This window comes from Aeromicrobium piscarium (genome assembly GCF_007421815.1).
In the GTDB taxonomy this organism is placed as follows: Bacteria; Actinomycetota; Actinomycetes; order Propionibacteriales; family Nocardioidaceae; genus Aeromicrobium; species Aeromicrobium piscarium.
On the sequence record NZ_VLNT01000004.1, the window covers coordinates 145,122 to 165,822 of the forward strand.

A 20,701-nucleotide genomic window follows, 5' to 3' on the forward strand; every position below is an offset into this window, starting at 1 on the left:
CCCCGAGCTCAGGCTCGGGGGCGTTCTTCTGTTCTCCGCCTCCGGTGGGCGGTACCTATCGCGGTACGCCATCAAAACCACGACAGCGGGGGGTGGTCGCCCCCCCCCCGAGGACGGGTGCCCGTGGATCAGGCGGGGCCGATCGCGATGGACTTGGTCTCCAGATACGAACGGAAACCCTCGGGTCCCATCTCGCGGCCGATGCCCGACATCTTGTAGCCGCCGAAGGGCGAGCCGTAGGCCTGCGGGAAGCCGTTGATGCTGACCATGCCGGTGCGGATGCGGCGCGCGACCCTGACAGCGTCATCGACATCGGCACCCCAGACCGAGCCGGACAACCCATAGGGCGAGTCGTTGGCGATATCGATCGCCTCCTCGACATCGTCATAGGGCACCAGCGCGAGCACCGGGCCGAAGATCTCCTCGCGCACCGCGCGCATCGAGTTGTCGACTCCAGCGAGCAGGGTCGGGGGCACGAACCAGCCGTTCTCCAGCTCCGGCGGCAGGACCAGCGTCTCGGCTCCCGAGACGATCCGGGCTCCCTCGTCGCGCGCCAGCGAGATGTATCCCTGCACGGTGTCCAGCTGGTTCTTCGAGACGAGCGGGCCGATCTTGGTCGCCGGGTCCATCGGGTGCCCGACCGTCCACGCCCGCAGCGCCTCGGCGAAGGCCTCGGTGAACTCGGTCTCGCGATTGCGGGGCACCAGGATCCGCGACTGGGCGATACAGAGCTGGCCGTTGACGACCAGCGCCATCGGCAGAACGGCCTTCGCCACGGTCTCGGCGTCCGCATCGGGCAGCACCACCGCGGCCGACTTGCCGCCGAGCTCCAGCGTCACGCGGGCGACCCGATTGGCCGCTGCCCGCATGAGCGTCTGGCCGACGGCGGTCGAGCCGGTGAAGGCGAGCTTGTCGACATGCGGGTGCTCGATGAGCGACTGCGCCGCCTCACGATCGGCCGGCACGATGTTCAGCACGCCCTCCGGGAGCCCCGCCTCCGCGAAAGCGTCCGCGAAGGCGAAGGCCGACAGAGGGGTCTGCGTCGGCGGCTTGAGCACGACCGAGCAGCCGGCGGCGATCGCCGGGGCGATCTTGATGCTCGGGGTGCTGAGCGGGCCGTTCCACGGGGTGATCGCCGCGGCCACGCCGACCGGCTCCTGCGTCACGATGCTTCGCATGCCGTTGGCATCGGTGCGAACATCGTCGAGCTCATAGGACTCGGCCAGATCGGCGTAGTACCGGGTGTGGCGGATCGGGTTGGGCACATGCGCCTGCTGACTGAACCACAGCGGACAGCCCAGCTCGGAGGTCAGCAGTACGGCGATCTCGTCGAGTCGTGACTCCAGGATGTCGGCGGCCCGTCGCATGACCGCGGCCCGCTCGGGGCCGGGCAGATCACGCCAGCGGCGGTCCTCGAAGGAGGCCTTGGCGGCTCCCACTGCGCGGTCGACGTCGGCGGACGTGCCGACGGCCGACCGCCCGACGACGGACTGGTCGACGGGGTTGAGAACGTCGATGATCTTGCCGCCCTCGGTGTCATGCCACTGGCCGTCGATGAACAGCCGGCTGCGGTCGGCGAGATCGGGGGCGATGACAGCATCGGTCATGAGTGCTCCTCAGGGGTCGTGGGTCGGATCAGCGGAAGGCCGGCAGGACCTCGTTCTTGAACAGTTCGAGGGTCGCCAGCACCTGCTCCTGCGGGAGCCCGTACCACTGCATCCGCAAGATGATGTAGGTGAGTCCCTGCGCCTCGAGGTCTTTGAGCGCCGCAATGGCACCGGCCGGATCGGTGAACAGGTAGGAGGCGTCGGCCACCTCGGTCGCGGTCTGCTCGGACTGCAGGTGGCGGTAGCCGGCTCCCTGCTGCGGGGCGTTGTACTGCGCGTACTGAGCCGTGACATCGCCGCGCGCCTGCAGGCCGATCGCCCGCGCGCGCTCCGGGTCGTGATCCAGCACCAGTTCGCGGCGCACGACGAGGTTCTTGACCGGAAGGCCGAGCCGCTCCTTCTCCGCGCGATAGTGTCCGAGCACGACCTTGAGCCGCTCGGGGTCCACATGGGGCGGAACGATCCAGGCGTCGCCGAGGCGTGCGGCGCGCTGCGCGCCCTTCTTGTGCGGTCCGGCTCCGATCCAGATCTCGGGCCCGCCCTCCTGCACGGGACGCAGGCTGATGTGCTGGTCCTTGATCCGGTAGTACTCGCCATCGCGGGTCACCGATGCACCGCTCCACAGATCGCGGATCATCGCGATGCTCTCCTCGAAGCGCCCGACCCGCTCGTCCAGGCCGATGCCGAAGGACTCGAACTCGTTCTCGCGGTAGCCCATGCCGAAGCCCGCAACCGCCCGTCCGCCGGTGAGGTGGTCGAGGGTCGAGAACTCCTCGGCCACGGCGACCGGGTGGCGCAGCGGGAGGATGAACATATTGGTGCCCAGCTGCATCTCACCGGCATCGGCGGCCAGAGCCGCGAGCGTGGGGACCGGCTGGAGCGTGGGCATACCGCCCAGATAGTGCTGCAGCACCCAGGCCGAGGAGATTCCGCTCTGGGAGGCCGCCCGCACCTGCTCGCGCATCGCGGCGATGCGGTCTGCGGGCACGACGTCGGTCGGGAAGTCGTTCATGATGGCGAGGCCGAAGGTCAACGGCATGGTGTCTCCCACAGGTTGCTGCGATTGATATGCATGATTGTGCCATAGATCTTCTGCCACCACAGCCCCGACCGTGAGCGGGATCACGCGAGGGTATGGCGCGGGGCGCTCTTCTAGGTTAATTTGATGATCAGCAATTTGGCTGAGCGACCACCCCCGCGCGCCCGCTCAGCCCCTCATCGCGGCGAAGGAGCACCCCGGCGATCATGAGCACCAGAACCGGCCGACCGTTCCCCCAGGAGACCCCGGCCGAGTTCGCGGGCCATGTCGAAGGCCTGCTCCGCGGCGAGTTCGTCGTCCCGCGATGCCGCCCCTGCGATGCCGTTCAATGGCCGCCGCGGACCGTGTGCGGACAGTGCGCCGGCACCGAGTTCGAGCAGGTCGTGCTCGGCGAACTCCGCGGTGAGGTCACGACGTGGACGATCGTCCGGCGCGCCTTCCACCCCTGGTTCGCCGACCGTGTGCCGTACGGCGTGGCCGTCGTCGACACGACGGTCGGCCTCCGCCTCACCGGCTGGTACGCGGGCCCCGAGGTCGACACTCTGCGCGCCGGACTCCCCGTACAGGGGTCCGTCGAGCCGCTGGGCGACGCACCGGCACTCGTCTGGCGACCTGGGCAGGTTGAGCGATGAGCACGCCCCTCGCCGCGATCACGGGGGTGGGCGAGACCGCGTACACGCGCGGCACCGACCTGACGGCGACCGCGCTCCTGCTCCAGGCCGGTTTACGTGCGTGCGCCGACGCGGGCATCGATCCGAGCAGCATCGACGGGGCCGTGACCCCGCAGGGCAAGGCCGAGTCCGAGCAGTTCGTCCACGCCCTCGGCATCCGCGACCTGCGCTTCCACGCGCACAACGCGATGGGTGGAGCGGGGCCGGTCGGATGTGTCGCGATCGCGGCGGCCGCGGTGCGGGCCGGAGTCGCCGAGCGTGTCGTGGTCGCGGCCGGCGGCACGCAGTTCAGCGGCAACCGTCGTATGAGCGACGCCGGGGGCGCCGCCATGTCGATCCCCTGGCCCGGTCAAGGGATCCGCGACTGCCTGGAGCGACCGTACGGTCTGTCGGTCCCCATGCAGTGGTACAGCCTGCACGCCAACTACTGGCTCACCCAGACCGGGGCCGATCCAGCGGGTATGCGCGCGGTCGCGCTCGCAACCCGTGAGCACGCCCACAGCAATGCCCAGGCCTACTTCCGCGGACGCGAGCTGACGACCGAGGCGTACGACGCCTCCCCCGTGCTCGTCGACCCCTTCCACCTGTTCGACATCTGCCAGGAGTCCGACGGCGCGGCCGCCGTGATCGTCGAGCGCGACGGCGCCCGGGAGGACGCGGCGGGTGTCACAGTCCTCGCCGCGGGCGAGGGTCACGCGGATGTTCCCGACGACCTCGTCACCCGTCCGGACATCATGCAGATGGGCCTGACCAAGCTCGCCCCGCGGCTCTTCGCCGAGGCCGGTGTGACCCCGCAGGATCTCGACTTCGCCCAGCTCTACGACTGCTTCACCTTCGTGGTCCTGCGCCAGATCGAGGAACTCGGCCTGTGCGCGCGTGGCGAGGCACCCGACTTCGTGCGTGAACACGGCATCGGGCCCGGTGGCTCATTCCCGATCAACACCCACGGCGGCCTGCTGTCGCAGGCCCACATCGCGGGGATGAACCACGTCGTCGAGGCGGTGCGCCAGTTGCGCGGCGAAGCGGGCGATGCCCAGCTGAGCGATGCGCACCTCGGCGTCGTCACCGGTTACGGCGACATGTCGGACGGGTCGATGCTCATCCTCGCCCACCACTGACCCTCAGAGAGGAACCCCATGGCCACCGAGTCCACACTGACACGTCTCTTCGAGCCCCGGTCGATCGCGCTGATCGGCGCGAGCGACCGATCGAACTGGTCGCATCGCATCGTCGACGGCCTTCGCGTGATCGGCTACGAGGGCGACGTGCACTACGTCAACCCTAAGGGCGGGGAGGCCCACGGGCGATCCCTCTTCCGCAGCGCCGCCGACATCCCCGAGGCCCCCGATCTCGCCTTCGTGATGGTGCCGGCCAAGGCGGTGCTCGACGCGATGCGCGATGTCGCGCGGGCCGGCATCACCTCCGCGATCGTCCTGAGCTCGGGCTTCGCCGAGCTCGGGGACGAGGGCAGGCGAGCCCAGCAGGAGCTCCAGTCCCTGGCCGCCGAGCACGGCATCACCGTCCTCGGCCCGAACGCCCTCGGCTACGTCAACACCGACGCGAAGGTGGCGCTCAAGCCCTTCCCGCCCGGTGAGCCGCTGAGGTCGGGGTCGATCGGCGTGGTCTCGCAGAGCGGCAATGTCACCGTTCAGCTGCTCAACATGGCTCGCTCCTTCGATATCGGCGTGAGCCTGGCGGTCAGCACGGGCAATGAGATGGACGTGCGCATCGCCGACGTGGTCGACTTCCTGGTCGACCACGAGCCGACACGGGTCATCACCATCTTCACCGAGGCCTTCCCCGAGCCGCACGCCTTCCTCGCGGCCTGCCGTCGCGCCCGGGAGGCCGGCAAGCTCGTGGTCTGCCTCAAGGCCGGACGCAGCGAGGCGGCCGCCCGGGCCGCCCTCGCGCACACCGGCTCGCTGGTCGGCAACGATGCCGTCATCGACGCCTTCCTGCGCTCTGCCGGCGTCGTGCGCGTGTCCTCGCTCGAGGAGCTGCTGGTCGTCGCCGACACCTTCGCCCACACCGGGCCCATCGACGGCGCGATGGCCCTGCTGACGATCTCGGGCGGCACATGCGACATCGTCGCGGACGCCGCCGAGGACATCGGCCTGGAGCTCGCGGAGCTCACCGGGGAGACGGTGACGGAGCTGAAGCAGGTGCTTCCCGAGCTCGCCGCGGCACAGAATCCCCTCGACGTCACCGGTGCCGCCGTCACGGACGCGACCCTGATGGCGCGTGCCCTCGCCGTGGTCGCCCGCGACCCGGGCGTCGGCATCGTGCTCGTCGCCCAGGAGATGGACCACCAGGCGGAGAACCTGGCGTGGGGACGTGAGGCCCTCGAGCAGCTCAGCACCGAGGCGTCCGCGGCGGAGTGCCCCGCGATCCTCGCCAACACCACCGTCCGGTACGTCAACGAGCGGGTCCGCGAGATCCGGGCCGCCGCGGGCGCTCCGGCGGTCTTCGGCGGTGTCAGCCGCATCCTCCCGGCGATCGCCGCGATCACCGAGTGGACCGCACGCGACATGTCTCCCGGGGCGGACGACGTGCGCGTCCAGACCGGGGCGGTCACCGCACCGCGCGAGGGGACGTGGTCGGAGGCGACCAGCCGCGCGCTGCTGGAGTCGGCCGGGGTCCCGGTGGTTCCGGCGACCGTCGCGGCGTCTCCGTCGGCGGCGGAGGAGGCTGCCGCCGCCTGGGGCGGTCCCATCGCGCTCAAGGTCGTCTCCGATGACATCGTGCACAAGAGCGACATCGGGGGCGTGGCCCTGGACATCGCCACGGCGGACGTCGAGGAGGCCGCCACCGCGCTGCTGGAGCGGGTCCGGACGGCTGCGCCGGACGCGTCCGTCGAAGGGGTCTTGGTCACGCCGATGCGCGAGCCGGGTGTCGATCTGCTGGTCGGCGTCGTGCGCGAGGCCGAGTGGGGACAAGTCTTGGCCGTGGGACTCGGCGGCGTCTGGGCCGAGGTCTTCGGCGATGTGCAGCGCATCGCACTGCCGGCCTCTCCCGCGCAATTCGAGACGGCCCTGCGCCGCCTGCGGGCGTGGCCCCTGCTCGACGGCGTCCGGGGCACGGAGCCGGTCGATATCACCGCCCTCGTCGAGGTATTGGGCCGCGTCGCCGCACTGGCGACATCGCTCGGGGACGAGCTGGCGGCCGTGGAGATCAATCCGCTGCGAGCGCGGGGAACCCAGATCGAGGCACTCGACGCCGCGGTCGTCTGGAACGGATGACTCGATAAATTGGTGCGCATAGATCTTGACCGCAGGCCCATTCTTTGATCATGATTAGCGTGATATTGATCACAGAGCCGAGTGGAGCCTGCCGTGCCAACACCGAGATCACTTCTGAGAATCGCCAGTCTGACGATCAGCGCCACCGTCGGCGCGGGCCTGCTGGCCGCCTGCGCCGAGAGCGGTGGGACCAACGGAGGAGGCGGGGGCGAGGGCATTGACTTCGGCGCCTCGAAGGAGGAGTACGCCGAGGCGCTCGCCGATATCGACCCCATCACCATCAAGGCCCAGTCGCCCTCACCCAAGGGCTCGCTGACCGGAGCCAAGTTCGAGGGTTACATGCAGGCGGTGGAGGAGTGGTCGGACGGGAAGATCAGCTTCGACATCGCGTACTCCAATGCGATCGCGCCGCCCGATGAGATCGACAACGCCCTCAACGACGGCCGACTCGACCTCGGCTCGGTGGTGCCCGCCTACGAGCGCGAGGAGTTCCCGGCGAGCGCGCACCTCGCCGAGGCCACCTTCGCGGGCAGCCAGGGCGCCTTCCTCGGACTGCTGGAATCGAATGCCTGGTGGATGGACGTCGGGTACGCCACCGATGAGATCTTCGAGGAGTTCGAGGAGGCCGGCGCCACGGTGTTGGTCCCGGCCTTCAACAGCGGTCTCATCGCGCTGAACTGCGGCGACCCCATCGACTCGCTGGACGACTTCGACGGCTTGCAGGTGATCACCGGCACGGCGACCCAGGCGGACACGCTCGGCGAGCTGGGTGCGAGCGGCGTCTCGATGGCCTACCCGGAGATCTACGAGGCGCTGCAACGCGGCGTCGCCGACTGCAGCATGAACAGCCTGCTCGTCAGCGTCCTCGGCGGCTTCACCGACCTGACACCGCACGCCATCATCGACTCAAGTGCCGGCTTCGGATCGGGCCCGGGGACCTGGGCGTTCAGCACCGCATCGTGGGAGTCCTACCCGCTGGTCGTCCAGCAGCTCCTCTTCGATCGCATCGACGCCTTCATCGAGTCCAACCTGGAGTCGGTGTGGCAGACCATTTCCGAGGCCGTCGGCGCCATGCAGGACGCCGGCGGCGGGATCACCGAGTACCCGGCCGAGGTCCGCGACGCCATCGCCGAGATCAACGAGGCACGGATGGAGTCCCTCCGTGACACCGATGCGGTGGCCGATGGCGATGCGTGGATCGATGACCTGAACGCGAGCATCGAGAGCTGGGACGACACGCTCGTCGAGCTGTACGGCGAGGAGATCGCCTATGACGACTTCCCGGCGGAGTGGTCACCGGGCGAGACCGATCTCCAGCCCTATATCGATGCGATCTTCGACGAGGTCCTGCTCGACCACCGGCCGAGCTGACGAGACGACGACGGCCCGTCCTCGATGAGGGCGGGCCGTCGCCGTTCACTCGCCGCGTACGAGGCGGGCGTGCGCGAGCCAGTCGCGCGCCTTGTCCGCATGAGCCAGGTCGACGTGCTGTCCGCGGTACCGCACCGCCCCGTGGCCCTCAGCGGTGGCGGACTCGACCGCCGCGACGAGGCCCTCGTGATAGGCGACCTCGTCGTCCGTCGGCGTGTAGACCTCGTGGACCACCGGCACATGGGACGGGTGAATGACGATCTGGCCCCGGAAGCCGAGCTGGAGCCCGTAGTCGGCGAACGCCCGCAGACCGTCCAGGTCGGCGAGGTCCTCCCAGAGAGCCGTGAGCGCATGGAGCCCGTACTGGCGGCACGCGAGCAGGATGCGGCTGCGCAGGTACAGCGTCTCGCTGCCCTCGGGCGACTGCCGGAAGCCGACGGCGCGTGCGATATCGGCATGCTCGGAGGTCGGTCCGATCATGGCGCCGACCCGCGGCGATGCCGCCGCGATCTCGTAGCAGTTGACGATCGCATCGACCATCTCGACCGGGACGATCATCTCCAGACCGTCGGCGCCACCGCGCAGCTCGAACCAGTCGAGCAGGGTCTCCCACCGGACGACATCTCGGCCGTCGCGGATCTTCGGAGCGAAAATGCCGTCGAGCTCCGGGCCCACGACCGCTTCGAGATCGCCCCCGGTCAGACCGGTGTCGAGAGCATTCGGGCGGACGAACAGGCCGACCCGCTGGTTGCGCGAGCGCACCTCGCGCAACGTCTGGCGAGCGGTCTCGCGACTCTGCTCCTTCAGATCGACCGGCACCGAGTCTTCGAGATCGATGACGACGCAGTCGGCGCCGCTGGCGACGGCCTTGTGGGCCCAGTCCGGCTTGTGGGCAGGCACGAACAGGACGGATCGATAGGGGTGCATCGGAACTCCTCAGCAGCAGATGGGCATGGTCATCGAGTCAGGGCCGCCTCGCGGTCGTGCGTGTCATCGGTGACACCGAGCTCACGCAGCTTGGCCTTCTGCACCCGCTGCGAGGGCGTCTTCGGCAGCTCGTCGACGAAGCGGATGTACCGCGGGATCGCGAACGACGGGATGCGCTTGGCGAAATGCTCCCAGAGCTCCTGCGGCGTCACCTCGTCGCGGAGGATCACATAGGCCATCACTTCGTCCTCCCCGGCCTCTGCCGAGGCGGGGACCGCGATGACCGCCGTCTCCACGACCGCAGGGTGACTCAGCACGGAGGTCTCGATCTCATAGGAGGAGATGTTCTCTCCGCGGCGACGCAGGGCGTCCTTGAAGCGATCCACGAAGTAGAACCAGCCGTCGGCATCGCGCTTGAGGGCATCGCCGGTGTGAAACCACAGGTTGCGCCAGGCCTCGACGGTCTTCTCGGGCATATTGAAGTACCCCATCGAGCAGATGAAGGGCACCTTAGGCCGGATCACGAGCTCGCCGATCTCGTCGACACCGACCTCCTCGTCGGTCTCGGGGTCGACGAGGGCGACGTCGAACCACTCGTCGGCCGCCAGACCCGCGGCGCCGGCGGGACGGTCCTCGCCGTAGGGAGAGATGATCGGCGCGGAGGTCTCCGTCAGCCCGAACACCTCGACGAAGGCCTCGATGCCGAAACGGCGCCTGAGCGGCTCGACGAGTGTCGCGGCGGTGGGAGCGGCGAAGACACAGCGCAGCGGATTGTCGGCATCATCGGGGCGCTCGTCCTGCTTGGCGATGAAGTCCATCATGACGCCGATGAAGTTGGTGACCGTCACCTTGCTCTCGCGCAGCTGGTCGACCCACCGGCTCGCCGAGAAGCGGCTGCGGGTGACGAAGCGGGCTCCCGCCACGAGAGTCGGGTACGCGGCCATGAACTGCGCGTTGCCGTGGAACAGCGGGGTGACCGACATCCACGCGTCGGCATCGGTCAGACGGACGAGCGAGACGCACTCGTCGGCGAAGAAGTACATCTGGGCATGTGGCATGGCCACGCCCTTGCTCGGTCCGGTCGTACCGGAGGTGAAGAGGACCGAGGCGAGATCCTGGGGTGCGACCTCGGGCAGCTCGACGTCCGCGCCCACGGCGGAGTGCTCGTCGAGCTCCTCCCACGGCGCGGCGTCCCAGCCGGCAGCACGCAGCGTCTCGATGGCTGCATCGCGCTGTCCGGTGTCGATCACCCAGAACTTGCGGATCGTGGAGGCCGCCTCGGCCACGTCCACGAACCGTGCGGCGAAGACATCGTCGACGATCGCGTGTGTCGCCTCGACCGTCCTGACCTGATGGGCCAGGAAGTCGTGCTCGTAGGCCGTGTTGATGGGGACCTCGACGAGACCGGCGACGGCCGTGCCGACCCAGGAGCGCACGAACTGCGACGAGTTGGCAGCGACGATGACGACCCGGTCACCGACGGTCGCGCCGGCCGACAAGAGGCTCCGCCCGACCCGCTCGGCCGAGACGAGGGTCTCGGCGAAGGTCCAGCTACGGTCCTCCTCCGGCGCGTCCAGCCAGACGGCATCGGGGCGCTCCGCGGCGTGATGACGCAGCACGGTCGGCAGCGCCCAGTCGGCGCGATCGCCGAAGGTCGGCTTCAGATCCCGGTAGTAGCGAAAGCTCATCGCGCGTCCTCTCCTGCTGCGTCCCGCGCCCCGCGGAAGTCGGGGCGACGCTTCTCCAAGAAGGCATTGGCGCCCTCGATCATGTCCTCGCTGCCGATGGCCTGGATGAGCATGCCGAGCCCGGACGACATGTTGTCCTTGGACTGGTTCCACCACTGGTTGGCGCTGATCTTGACGATCTCCAGATAGCGCGGGCTCAGCCGGTGGATCTCCCCGAGCCAGCGGTCCACGGCGGCCTCGAGACCGTCATCGGCGACGACCTCGTTGATCAGGCCCATGTCGAGCGCCTGCTCGGCCGAGTAGCGGCGGCACAGCATCGCCATCTCTCGCGCGCGCTTCTCGCCGATCTGCACCGCCATGAGATTCGTCGCGCCCAGCACGGGAGCCGAGCCGACCTTGGGGCCCGTCTGCCCGAAGGTCGAACGCTGCGTGGCGATGGCGAAGTCACACGCCACGACCAGTTCATTGCCGCCACCGGCCGCCGGCCCGTCGACCGCGGCGATGACGGGGCGAGGGCAGGCGCGCAGGGCGTCCACGAGACGCAGAGAGGTGGTGAACAGCGCCCGCAGGGCCTCGGGATCGGGCGATCCGAGGTTGTCCAGGGCTCCACCGGCACAGAAGGCACCGCCGGCGCCGGTGAGCACCACGGCATCGGCATCGGCCGCGGACTCGACGGCGGCGATCATCGCCTTCGCCATCTCGAGGTCGTAGGCGTTGAGCCGTTCCGGGCGGTTGATCGTGATCCAGACCGCGTCGCCGCGGCGTTCGACGTCGATGGCGCTCACACTGCTCCTCGAAAACTATGGTGTTGATGATCAGCAATCTAGGGTAGCCTGCATCACAGTGTCAACGAAAGGGCGGCTCATGCGCGCGGCGGTGCTTCATACATTCGGAGAGGACCTCACCTTCGAGGAGGTCGCCGTCGAGGCCCCCGATCCCGACGAGGTCCTGGTGCGGACCGTCGCCTCCGGGGTGTGCCACACCGATCGGACGATGCAGAACGGCGCCAACCCGCTGCCCCTCCCCCTCATTCTGGGCCACGAGGTCTCCGGAGTCGTGGAGGCCGTAGGCCGGAATGTGACCTATGTCCGCCCCGGCGACCACGTGGCGACCTGCGCCTCCTCCTTCTGCGGCACCTGCCGCTGGTGCCAGCGCGGGGCACTCCAGCATTGCGAGAACAAGGGACGGTCCCGGCCCGAGGATCGGGCGCCGCGTCTGAGTCTCGGCGCGGTCGGCGTCGAACCATTCGTCGGGCTCGGCGGATTCGCCGAACAGCTCCTGGTCCACGAGCGAACCCTCGTGAAGCTTCCCAGGGAGATGCCCCTGGACAAGGCCGCCCTCCTGGGGTGCGCCGGCATCACCGGCCTGGGTGCCGTCCGCCATGCCGCGCAGGTGCGGCCCGGTGACACCGTCGCCGTCATCGGCTGCGGCGGAGTCGGGCTGAACGCCGTCATGGGGGCGCGCCTGGTGGGCGCGAGCCGCGTCATCGCGATCGATCGCCTCCCGGCCAAGCTGGACCTCGCCCTGCGGCTCGGCGCGACGGACACGATCGACGCCTCGCGGGCCGACGCGGTCGAGGCCGTCCGCGAGCTGACCGGCGGCGTCGATCACGCGATCGAGGTGGTCGGCATCGGCCCGACCATCGAGCAGGCCTTCGCGATGCTCGACACCATGGGCACCGCGACCGTGGTCGGGGTGGCGCACCCGGACCTCACGGTGCAGATCCCGGCCGCCCAGCTGCTGTTGGAGAAGCGGCTGCAGGGCACCAAGATGGGGTCGACGCGATTCCGACTCGACATCCCGTTCTACTGCGATCTCTACCTGAACGGCCGGCTCGACCTCGATCCACTGCTGAGTGAGACGATCGGCCTGGACGATGTCAACCGGGCGCTCGCCGACCTCGACGCCCCCACCGGCGCCCGCACGGTCATCACTTTCTGACAGCGCGCGGGCGCGGCAGAGCCGGCGCTAGGCCAGATGGCCCACCGGAAGGTGCTCACTGCCCTCGGGCTGGACGAAGCCGACCCGTACCGCGCGGTCGACCGCGAGATCGGCGGCAGCGGCGTCCGGGAACTGCAGGGACATCCAGGGGCCTTCGTCGAGTTCGACGATGCCGATGACCGTGTCGGGGGCCACGACATCGTCTCGCCGACGTCCTGGCTTGATCGTCCAGGTGACCAGCCGACCGGTGCCCGCCGCCTCGCGCCACTCGAGATCGTCGGCTTGGGTCGTCGAGCAGACGAGTGCGGCAGGATCGGACCAGGTGTCCTGACTCGGTGAGTAGCGCAGCAGCAGGCGGCCCTCGGCGGTCGCCTCGAAGAAGGGCGCGGAGTGATCGTCGCGAACGACGGCGGCGAGAGTCATGGTGTCACCGACCTTTCTGATGCGGGCTGAGGACGAGGGTGGAATGGAAGTCGAGCACCCCGCCATTGCCCGACACCATGATGACGTCGTTGCGGTCGACCTGGCGTTCTCCGCCCTGACCGCGCGCTTGGATGATCGCCTCAGACAGCGGCGTCATGCCCCACATGTAGAACGACGAGAGCTCGCCCCCGCCGGTATTCGTCGGGTGCGAGCCGCCGGGCGCCAGCGCGCCGCTCGCGACGAACTCGCCGCCCTCGCCCTTGGCGCAGAAGCCGTAGTCCTCCAAGGTCACGAGGGTCGTGAACGTGAAGCAGTCGTAGAGCTGGCGAAGATCCACCTCGTCGACGCCGACCCCGGCCATCTTCAGGGCATCGGGACCGGACTTCGCGGCACCGGTGACGAGACCGAACTCGCTGTCCCGATGTTGGACGTACCCAGGATGCGCCTGGCCCCAGCCCCAGATATGGACCGGGGGCTGCTGCAGGCTCGCCGCACGGTCGGCGCTCGTCACGATGATCGCCACCGCACCGTTGCTCACCAGACAGCAGTCGAGCAGCCGCAACGGGTCGGCGATCATCCGCGAAGCGTGGTGATCCTCGAGGGTCATCGGGTCGCGCATCTGCGCCATCGGGTTCATCGCGGCCCACTGCCGAGCCGCCACCGCAACCGCACCGAGCTGCTCGCTCGTCGTGCCGTAGGTCTCCATATGTCGCCGCGCCGCGACGGCATATCGCTCGGGCGCCGCCTTCAGTCCCGCGGCGAAGGGCAGCGACGCCGTCCCGACCATCGCGCGCGCCTGACCCGGATAGGCATCAGAGGAGCGCTTGCCCTCCTTCAGCGGGGCGTCCGCGTAGACGCAGGCAACGACATCGGCCATGCCGGCCTCGATCGCCATCGAGGCGTACTGCACCATCTGCCCGGCGGAGGATCCGAAGCCCTGGATCGTTGCGAGCAGACGGGTGTCTCGCATCTGCAGGGTGGACTGCAGGCGCAGATCGGTGTCGTTCTTGACTCCCGGGTTCACCAGCAGACCGTCGATATCGGACAGCGAGAGGCCCGCATCAGCCGCGGCGGCCCCGATGGCCTCCACCGCGAACTGCGTGGCCGTCTTGCCGTAGACCTTGCCCATCTCGGTCATGCCCAGGCCGGCGATCGCCGTGCCCATCGTCCGTTCGCTCATCCTTGCTCCTGTTCGTCGAGGGGGAAGCCGAGTTCGACGACACCGGGGCCCACGGTCACTCCCGTGGACGTCTCACAGCGCACCTCGACCTCGGCGACACCTTCATCGCCCTCGCGGCGCAGGTCGGTGACCTCTCCGAGCACGGACATCGTCTCCCCGACGTAGTTGAAAGACTTCATCCGGAATCCGCGGATCGCCCGGATCCGGGCGCGCGGTCCAGCCCAGTCCCGCACCAACCGTTCCCATGAGCTCATCAGGAACGAGGTATTGGCGTACATCTCGCGCGCACCGGTCGATCGGGCGTACTCGCTGTTGTGGTGGATCGAGTTGAAGTCACGGTTGCTGCCCGCCGCCATGACGAGGCGATACACCGTGAGCGGTAGGCGCACCGCGGGCAGCTGTTCACCGACGACGATCTCGTCGAACGGCCGACCGGTGGTCCGGGTGTCACTCACCCTCGTCTCCCTTCTCGTGCGGCACGTAGGCATAGGTGCCGATGCGGATCAGGCCCACGACATCGCCGCGGTCGCTGACGATCTCGCTCTCCCAGGTCATGAAGGCACCGCGGCCGACCCCCGTCTGCTTCGGCGTGCACGACAACAGACGTCGTCCACGGCGTCCGATCCGCTCGCCGGCGACGACCTCACGATGGAAGTCGACTTCGATATCGGTGCCGAAGAAGCCGGTCGTGCGCGGGCCGAGCGGCATGTCGGCATTGTTGATCGCCGTGTGCACCGGCTGCGCGTCACGATCATCGCTGTCGAACAGCACCTCGCCGGGCTTCCACGCGGTGGGGATCGTCCAGGCGATCACCCCCGTGTAGGGCATCGTGACGTCCTCGAAGCCCGCCGCGCGCGCGGCCTCGGGATCGGTGTGGAGCGCGCAGTCGAGTTCCAGGGGCTCCAGATAGCGCCGGATCGCCCCCGGCTCGACCGGATCGCCACCCCAGATGACCTCGCCATCGGCGAAGTCTCGGCCGATCGCGTCGATGACCGGCTGCCACTCGGCCGTCCAGTCGGGTTCAGTGTCCGTGGTGCTCATCGTCTGGTCGCTCATCGCAGGACTCCTTTCGTCTCCAGCTCGTCGATGACCTCCGCCTCATAGGCCAGGAGGTCCCCGAGCACCCGTCGGTTGTGCTGACCCAGGGTCGGCGCGCAGGAGCGCGGTCCCCCCGGCGTATCGGTCAACAGCACCCGCGCGCCCTCGACGGTCGTCATCCCGTGCAGCGGATGGGCGAGCTCGACCAGGTGATGCCGGTGCCGCAGCTGCGGATCACCGGGATAGTCCTCCGGTCTCAACGCGAGATAGGCGGCCACGCCGATCTCCTGGAGCCGATCGACGAGCTCGTCGCCGTCCTGTCCGCTCGTCCAGGCCGCGATCGCCTCGTCGATGGCATCGGCGGCCTGTTGGCGGTCGGTCCGTGTCGCATAGTCCCGGCCAAGCCGTTCCCCGATGTCCGCGAGCCCCGCGAACCGGGTCCAGGCAGCATCATCCGTCACGCTGATCGCGATGAAGCGGTCGCCGTGATCGTCGGGCGCCACCGGGTAGACGCCATGCGGCGCATAGGCGGGATCGGCATTGCCACGCCGTTCGGCGATCGTGCCGTCGAAACCGTGATGGGCGAGCTGTGGCGAGAGGAAGTAGGCGCCGGCCTCGACCTGCGAGACATCGATATAACACCCCTCGCCGGTCGCCACGCGATGTCGCAGGGCACTCAGCAGCGCCACCAGCGCAGTACGAGGGCCGAGGTAGTCGGTGTACGGGCCGAAGGGTCCCATGGGTAGCCGATCGGACCAGCCGACCAGGTGTTGGAAGCCGCTCAGCGATGAGCCGACGTTGCCGAATCCGGCGAGCTTCGCCCATGGGCCTCGCTGTCCCGCGATGGAGCTGCTCAGCATGACGATGCCCGGGTCGATCTCGCGCAGCGATGCGTAGTCGAGACCCCAGCGCGTCAGCTGGCCAGGTGAGAACGACTCGATCACCACGTCGGCCCAGCGCACCAGGTCGCGGACGATGTCCTGGCCCTGGGGGGAGGTGAGATCGAGGGTCACGCCGAGCTTGCCGGCATTGCAGTTGCCGAAGAGGGCCGATCCCTCGCGATCGGGTGAGCCGTCGTGGAAGGGCTGCATCATCCGTGCGGTCTCGATGCGGGTGCTCGACTCGACCCGCACGACCGTGGCGCCGAAGTCGGCGAGGGTGCGGCCGATCAGCGGCCCGGCGACCACCCAGGACAGGTCCAGGACCTTCACACCGTCGAGCGGCAGCGTCCGGCTCCGCGTGGACCGGCGCAGCTCGGGCCGAGGTGTGGACAGCCACTCGGCGAGCACCTCGTCGTGATGTTCACCCAGCTTGGGCGCACGCCCCCGCAGATGCGGGCTCGGGGCGCCGGTCACCTGCGCGAAGACCGCGGGCACCTGCACCGTCGTGCCCTCGATGTCGAGGGCGTCGAAGAAGCCGCGCTCAGCCAGCTGAGGACTGGCGGCGACATCGGAGACATCGAAGATCGCCATGGACAAGATCCGCCGTTGCAGGGCCTGCTCGACCACCTCGGCCTTGGTCTTGGTGGCCAGGAAGGCGCGCACCGCCGCGCGGGCCTCCTCGAGATCGGCGAGTTCGAGCTCACCCTCGGCCACCAGCCGGGGCACCTCGCGCCAGTCCCAGGAGGCGATGCGCTCATCGACGGCCCCTTCGTCGGACAGCCAGCCGAAGAGCCGGTTGGTGAATGCACCGGCCGCGGGGCCCATCGAGAGGTGCAGCTCGATCATCCCGTCGAGACAGTGCCACTTCTTCAGGCTGTTCGGCGTCGCCGCCCCGCTGCCGGACTGATCGGCGCGTGCGGTCGGCTGCTGCTGCCACTCGGGATGGTCGTCGCCGACGGCGTGCGCGAGGATCCGCGCGAGGGTGGCCTGCCCGACCGACACCTGCGCCGAGGCGTCGACGAACTGTCCCTCACCGCTGCGGTCGCGCTCCACGAGCGCGAGCAGGATGCCGGTCGCGGCATCGGCCGCGGCGTGCAGATAGGCCTGGGGGACGCTGATGCGCAGGGGAGCGCGCTCACCGTCGCGATGCGGTGCGAGCGGGCCGCCGGCCGCCCAGACGGTCAGGTCGCTGGCCGCGAGACGGGCCCGGGGGCCGTCCCATCCGAAGGCGGTGATCGCCGCCACCACGCAGCTCGGGTTGAGCGCCCGCACCTCCGCGGGCGTCATCGACCATCGCTCGAGCTCGGCATGGTCCCAGGATGTGACCACGACATCGGCGCGCGCCGCGAGCTCGCGCAGCTGATCATGATCGCCGGGCCGCTGGGGATCCAGGGCGATCCCCCGCTTGCCCGCCGCGAAGCTGTGCCAGGTGAACGAGATGCCGGTGCTCGGATCGACCGGGGAGGCCGCCCGGGCACTCGACCCGCCGATGTCCTCGACCTGCACGACATCGGCGCCGAGATCGGCGAGCAGCCGCCCGCAGAGCAGGCCGCGCTCATCGGTCAGGTCGAGGACCCGCAGCCCGTCAAGCATCGGCCGGAGCCGTCGCGGTGACGACGATCGCTCCCTCGGGGCACGCGTCGGCAGCCTCCTGGGCCTGGTCGAGCAGATCGGCCGGGACCTCCCAGCTCGTGCCCCGCTCGGCCACGAAGCCCTCGTCATCGTCGCTCAACAGGTCCGGCGCCACGGCATAGCAGCGTCCGTGTCCCATGCACTTGGCTGCGTCGATCTCGATGAACACCTCAGACCTCCCATTCCAGCGGCAGCGTCGACAGGGTCAGCTGGCCGCCTCGTTCCGTCAGTTCGGCACCCTCGGCGATCCGGTACTCCGGGATGCGCTCATGCCACTGCTCCAGCACGACCTTGAGCTCCAGGCGGGCCAGGTGCATGCCCAGGCAGCGGTGCGGACCGCCGCCGAAGGCCAGATGCTGGTTGGCGCCAGGACGATCGATGATGAACTCGTCGGGGTCGTCGAACTTGCGCGGATCGCGGTTCGCCTGGCCGATGCCCATCCACACGACATCGCCCTTCTCGAGCTCCAGACCCTCGAACTCCTGGTCGGACTGCACCTCACGCCCGGCCTGGAAGACCAGCGGATACAGCCGCAGGAACTCCTCGACGGCCTTGCCGATCAGATCGGGGTCCTCGACGATCTCCTCGCGGTGCTCGTCGTGCGTCGCCAGATGGGTGTAGATATAGCCCAGCGCCGACCGGGTGGTGTCGAGGCCGGCGAGCATCAGCGTGAGCAGGATCGTGTGGATCTGGTCGCGCGTCAGGGGCTCGTCGTCGATCCGGGCCTCGAGCAGCCGCGTCACCATGTCGGTCTCCGGATCCCCGGGGTTAGCCGTCCGGTCCTCCAGCGCCGCCTCGAAGTACTCGATGATGTTCTTCTTCGCGGCCGCCGCCCGCTCGGGCTCGCCGGCGAGCATCGCCGAGAACATGTCCTCGGACCACTCCAGGAACTGCTCGCCATCGGAGACCGGCAGCCCCAGCAGCGCGAGGAACAGGTCGGTCGGGTACCGGATGGCGAACTCGGCCACGAAGTCGCACGAGCCCTTCGGCTTGAGCTCCTCGATCAGCTCGATGCAGCGCTGGGTGGCCAGCGGCTCCAGCCGGCGCACGGCCGCGGGAGCGAAGAACTGGTTGAGGATCTTGCGCAGCTTGAGGTGCTCCTCGCCGTTGAGGTCCTGCGGCAGGAGCGGCTCGCCGAGGCCCGGGCGCAGCGCGCTGCGCACCGCCGTGGTCCAGTTCTGGTGCTGCTGGAATCCGGCCTGCACGTCCTCATAGCGCTGCAGCATGTAGAAGCCGCGCTCGGTCGAGTCGTTGAACAGGAAGCGCTCGCGCTCACGGTCGGCGTTGAGCAGCGCGTAGTGCTCGTAGATGGGCGTGGTCCCGGTGTAGTCGGTATGGGTGACCGGGCACCCGCGATGGGTCGTGTCAGTCATGGGTTGTCCCTTCCTTCAGGAGTCGGTCGGCTAGCCCCCGGCCGCCACGCCTGGCAACCAGGTGGCGATCTCGGGAAAGAAGATGAGGATCACGGTGACGACGATCGCCATCGGCAGGAACCACGCGGTCGCGATGAAGACGTCGTTCAGGGTGATCTTGTGGCCCTGGTTGACCTCCGGCTCGCGGGTGATCGAGTGGATGATGAATGCCAGGATGCCGACCGGCGGCGTGACCACCGCGATCTCGCCCATGAAGACCGCGAACACGCCGTACCAGAGCAGCGAGATGTCGAGTGCCTCGAGTGTCGGCACCAGGATCGGGATGGTGAGCACCATCATCGCGAGCGGCTCCATGAAGGTGCCGAGGACGATGTAGACCACCATCATCAGCAGCAGGAATGTCACCCGGTTGAGATTCATGGACTGCACGACCTCGGCGAAGCCGTCGCTGATGCCGGTCAGCGTGAACATCCGCGAGAGCGCCGCGACACCGACGAGCATGAAGAAGATGGCTCCGACGCTGCTCACGGCGCCGGTGGCCGCGTCCGCGACGGCGCGCATCGGGCCGGTGTTACGTCGCCAGATGATCGTCACCACGAGCGAGAGCAGCGCGGCCACGGCGCCGGCCTCGGTGGCCGTGAAGACACCCGAGAACATGCCGAAGATGATCACGGCCACCAGCACCGGGATCGGCCACACGCTCACGAGAACGCGCCAGCGATTCTGGGACTTGCTCGGGTCGGGCGCCTGAGCGGCCTTGGACTCGTCGGTGGCCCAGCGGCTGGCGAAGGCCACCAGCATGATCGTGAACATGATCGCGACGAGGATGCCTGGGCCGACGCCGGCGAGCAACTGAGGACCGACCGGGACCTCGGCGATGCCGGCATAGATGACCAGCATGATGCTGGGTGGGATGAGCTGGCCGGGCAAGCCCGCCACGATGACCGACCCGAGGGCCAACCGTTTGTCGTAGCCGGCCTTGAGCATCTCGGGGATGCCGATGCGCGACAGCGCGTACGTGGTGCCGACCGACGAGCCGCTCACGGCGGCCAGACCCGAGCCGGCGAGGTTCGTGCCGACCGCCAGGCCGCCGGGCAGACGCCTGAGAAACAGCCGTGCCGCGTCATAGACGCTCTCGGTGAGCCCCGCGCGCCAGAGCAGCAGCCCCATGAGGATGAACATCGGCACGACGCTCAACGACCAGCTCGCGACCTCGCCGTACGGCAACGTGGTCATGGTGCTCTGCACCAGAGCGCTGCCGCGGAGGGAGAACATGCCCAGCAGCGCCGGGATCAGGAGCGCCATCGCCACGGGAACGCGCAGGAAGATGAGGCACAGCATCATGACGATGGCCATGCCGCCGATCGCCTCGGGCACCAGCGGCAGGAACATGCCGATCGTGCTCCCGACGAGCAGCGTCATCGTCACGGCGAAGACGATCCAGGAACGGCGCCCGGACACCACCGGAGGCGGAGGCTGGGTGATGGCCGGCCCCGCACCATCGGGGCTCTGGATCGGATCGAGGTCGACAGTCATGCCGACACCTCCTGGGAAAACAGCACGATAGGACGGCGTCGGCATGAGACCACGCCGACCACTCGCTCGCTTCGCTCGCTCATACCGACACCTCCTGGGAAAACAGCACGATAGGACGGCGTCGGCATGAGACCACGCCGACCACTCGCTCGCTT

At 68.8% G+C, this 20,701-nt stretch carries 18 protein-coding genes; 5 read left to right on the top strand and 13 right to left on the bottom strand.

All coding sequences use genetic code 11. The annotated features are described in order from the left end of the window. Nucleotides 1-128 precede the first annotated feature (128 nt). Together FNM00_RS07185 and FNM00_RS07190 are read right to left on the bottom strand one after the other, a co-directional pair. Nucleotides 129-1,607, bottom strand: a complete 1,479-nt coding sequence (locus tag FNM00_RS07185) for an aldehyde dehydrogenase (RefSeq protein WP_143912764.1) — start codon at nt 1,605-1,607, stop codon at nt 129-131. 28 nt (nt 1,608-1,635) lie between these two features. Then, nucleotides 1,636-2,646, bottom strand: a complete 1,011-nt coding sequence (locus tag FNM00_RS07190) for an LLM class flavin-dependent oxidoreductase (protein WP_143912765.1) — start codon at nt 2,644-2,646, stop codon at nt 1,636-1,638. A gap of 206 nt (nt 2,647-2,852) precedes the next feature. Between FNM00_RS07190 and FNM00_RS07195 the strand changes: the two genes are divergently transcribed. The 4 genes from FNM00_RS07195 (at nt 2,853) to dctP (ending at nt 7,927) form a co-directional block, all read left to right on the top strand. Continuing rightward, a complete protein-coding gene (locus FNM00_RS07195) occupies nt 2,853-3,278 on the top strand; it encodes a Zn-ribbon domain-containing OB-fold protein (protein ID WP_143912766.1) in 426 nt (141 codons plus the stop codon). After that, nucleotides 3,275-4,435 carry a thiolase C-terminal domain-containing protein gene (locus FNM00_RS07200; protein WP_143912767.1) on the top strand — a complete coding sequence of 387 codons (1,161 nt, stop codon included), beginning with the start codon at nt 3,275-3,277 and terminating at the stop codon, nt 4,433-4,435. Before FNM00_RS07195 ends, FNM00_RS07200 begins: the two co-directional genes overlap by 4 nt. An 18-nt stretch (nt 4,436-4,453) precedes the next feature. Continuing rightward, nucleotides 4,454-6,556, top strand: coding sequence for an acetate--CoA ligase family protein (locus FNM00_RS07205; protein ID WP_143912768.1), 2,103 nt, complete (start codon nt 4,454-4,456; stop codon nt 6,554-6,556). Between the two features lie 93 nt (nt 6,557-6,649). Further along, entirely contained in the window at nt 6,650-7,927 is a 1,278-nt protein-coding gene (dctP, locus tag FNM00_RS07210) for a TRAP transporter substrate-binding protein DctP (RefSeq protein ID WP_143912769.1), read from the top strand. Between the two features lie 45 nt (nt 7,928-7,972). On the opposite strand, the gene FNM00_RS07215 is transcribed toward dctP, so the two are convergent. Genes FNM00_RS07215 through FNM00_RS07225 form a run of 3 tightly spaced genes read right to left on the bottom strand, consistent with a single transcriptional unit; the run spans nt 7,973 to nt 11,327 of the window. Then, complete coding sequence (locus FNM00_RS07215; protein WP_143912770.1) at nt 7,973-8,854, bottom strand: HpcH/HpaI aldolase/citrate lyase family protein; 882 nt, start codon at nt 8,852-8,854, stop codon at nt 7,973-7,975. Between the two features lie 29 nt (nt 8,855-8,883). After that, on the bottom strand, nt 8,884-10,542 hold the full coding sequence (locus FNM00_RS07220; protein ID WP_143912771.1) for an AMP-binding protein: 1,659 nt from the start codon (nt 10,540-10,542) through the stop codon (nt 8,884-8,886). Continuing rightward, nucleotides 10,539-11,327 carry an enoyl-CoA hydratase/isomerase family protein gene (locus FNM00_RS07225; RefSeq protein WP_221933630.1) on the bottom strand — a complete coding sequence of 263 codons (789 nt, stop codon included), beginning with the start codon at nt 11,325-11,327 and terminating at the stop codon, nt 10,539-10,541. Before FNM00_RS07225 ends, FNM00_RS07220 begins: the two co-directional genes overlap by 4 nt. Before the next feature lie 91 nt (nt 11,328-11,418). Here FNM00_RS07225 and FNM00_RS07230 point away from each other — a divergent pair, with 91 nt between their 5' ends. Beyond that, entirely contained in the window at nt 11,419-12,483 is a 1,065-nt protein-coding gene (locus tag FNM00_RS07230; RefSeq protein WP_221933631.1) for a Zn-dependent alcohol dehydrogenase, read from the top strand. Between the two features lie 27 nt (nt 12,484-12,510). Here FNM00_RS07230 and FNM00_RS07235 read toward each other — a convergent pair whose 3' ends face one another. Genes FNM00_RS07235 through FNM00_RS07270 form a run of 8 tightly spaced genes read right to left on the bottom strand, consistent with a single transcriptional unit; the run spans nt 12,511 to nt 20,546 of the window. Beyond that, a complete protein-coding gene (locus tag FNM00_RS07235) occupies nt 12,511-12,906 on the bottom strand; it encodes a Zn-ribbon domain-containing OB-fold protein (RefSeq protein ID WP_143912772.1) in 396 nt (131 codons plus the stop codon). A 4-nt stretch (nt 12,907-12,910) separates the two neighbouring features. Next, on the bottom strand, nt 12,911-14,086 hold the full coding sequence (locus tag FNM00_RS07240; RefSeq protein ID WP_221933632.1) for a thiolase C-terminal domain-containing protein: 1,176 nt from the start codon (nt 14,084-14,086) through the stop codon (nt 12,911-12,913). Then, on the bottom strand, nt 14,083-14,541 hold the full coding sequence (locus FNM00_RS07245; RefSeq protein WP_221933633.1) for a hotdog family protein: 459 nt from the start codon (nt 14,539-14,541) through the stop codon (nt 14,083-14,085). The genes FNM00_RS07240 and FNM00_RS07245 overlap by 4 nt, the downstream gene beginning before the upstream one ends. After that, nucleotides 14,534-15,142, bottom strand: coding sequence for an FAS1-like dehydratase domain-containing protein (locus FNM00_RS07250; protein WP_221933634.1), 609 nt, complete (start codon nt 15,140-15,142; stop codon nt 14,534-14,536). The genes FNM00_RS07245 and FNM00_RS07250 overlap by 8 nt, the downstream gene beginning before the upstream one ends. Next, nucleotides 15,139-17,598, bottom strand: a complete 2,460-nt coding sequence (locus FNM00_RS07255) for a CaiB/BaiF CoA-transferase family protein (protein WP_143912774.1) — start codon at nt 17,596-17,598, stop codon at nt 15,139-15,141. Before FNM00_RS07255 ends, FNM00_RS07250 begins: the two co-directional genes overlap by 4 nt. Further along, nucleotides 17,591-17,806, bottom strand: coding sequence for a ferredoxin (locus FNM00_RS07260; protein WP_143912775.1), 216 nt, complete (start codon nt 17,804-17,806; stop codon nt 17,591-17,593). The genes FNM00_RS07255 and FNM00_RS07260 overlap by 8 nt, the downstream gene beginning before the upstream one ends. A gap of 1 nt (nt 17,807) precedes the next feature. Beyond that, the gene (locus FNM00_RS07265) at nt 17,808-19,010 is read right to left on the bottom strand and encodes a cytochrome P450 (RefSeq protein ID WP_143912776.1); all 1,203 of its coding nucleotides are present in this window, start codon (nt 19,008-19,010) and stop codon (nt 17,808-17,810) included. A 30-nt stretch (nt 19,011-19,040) separates the two neighbouring features. Next, nucleotides 19,041-20,546 carry a TRAP transporter large permease gene (locus FNM00_RS07270; protein ID WP_143912777.1) on the bottom strand — a complete coding sequence of 502 codons (1,506 nt, stop codon included), beginning with the start codon at nt 20,544-20,546 and terminating at the stop codon, nt 19,041-19,043. Nucleotides 20,547-20,701: the final 155 nt, after the last annotated feature.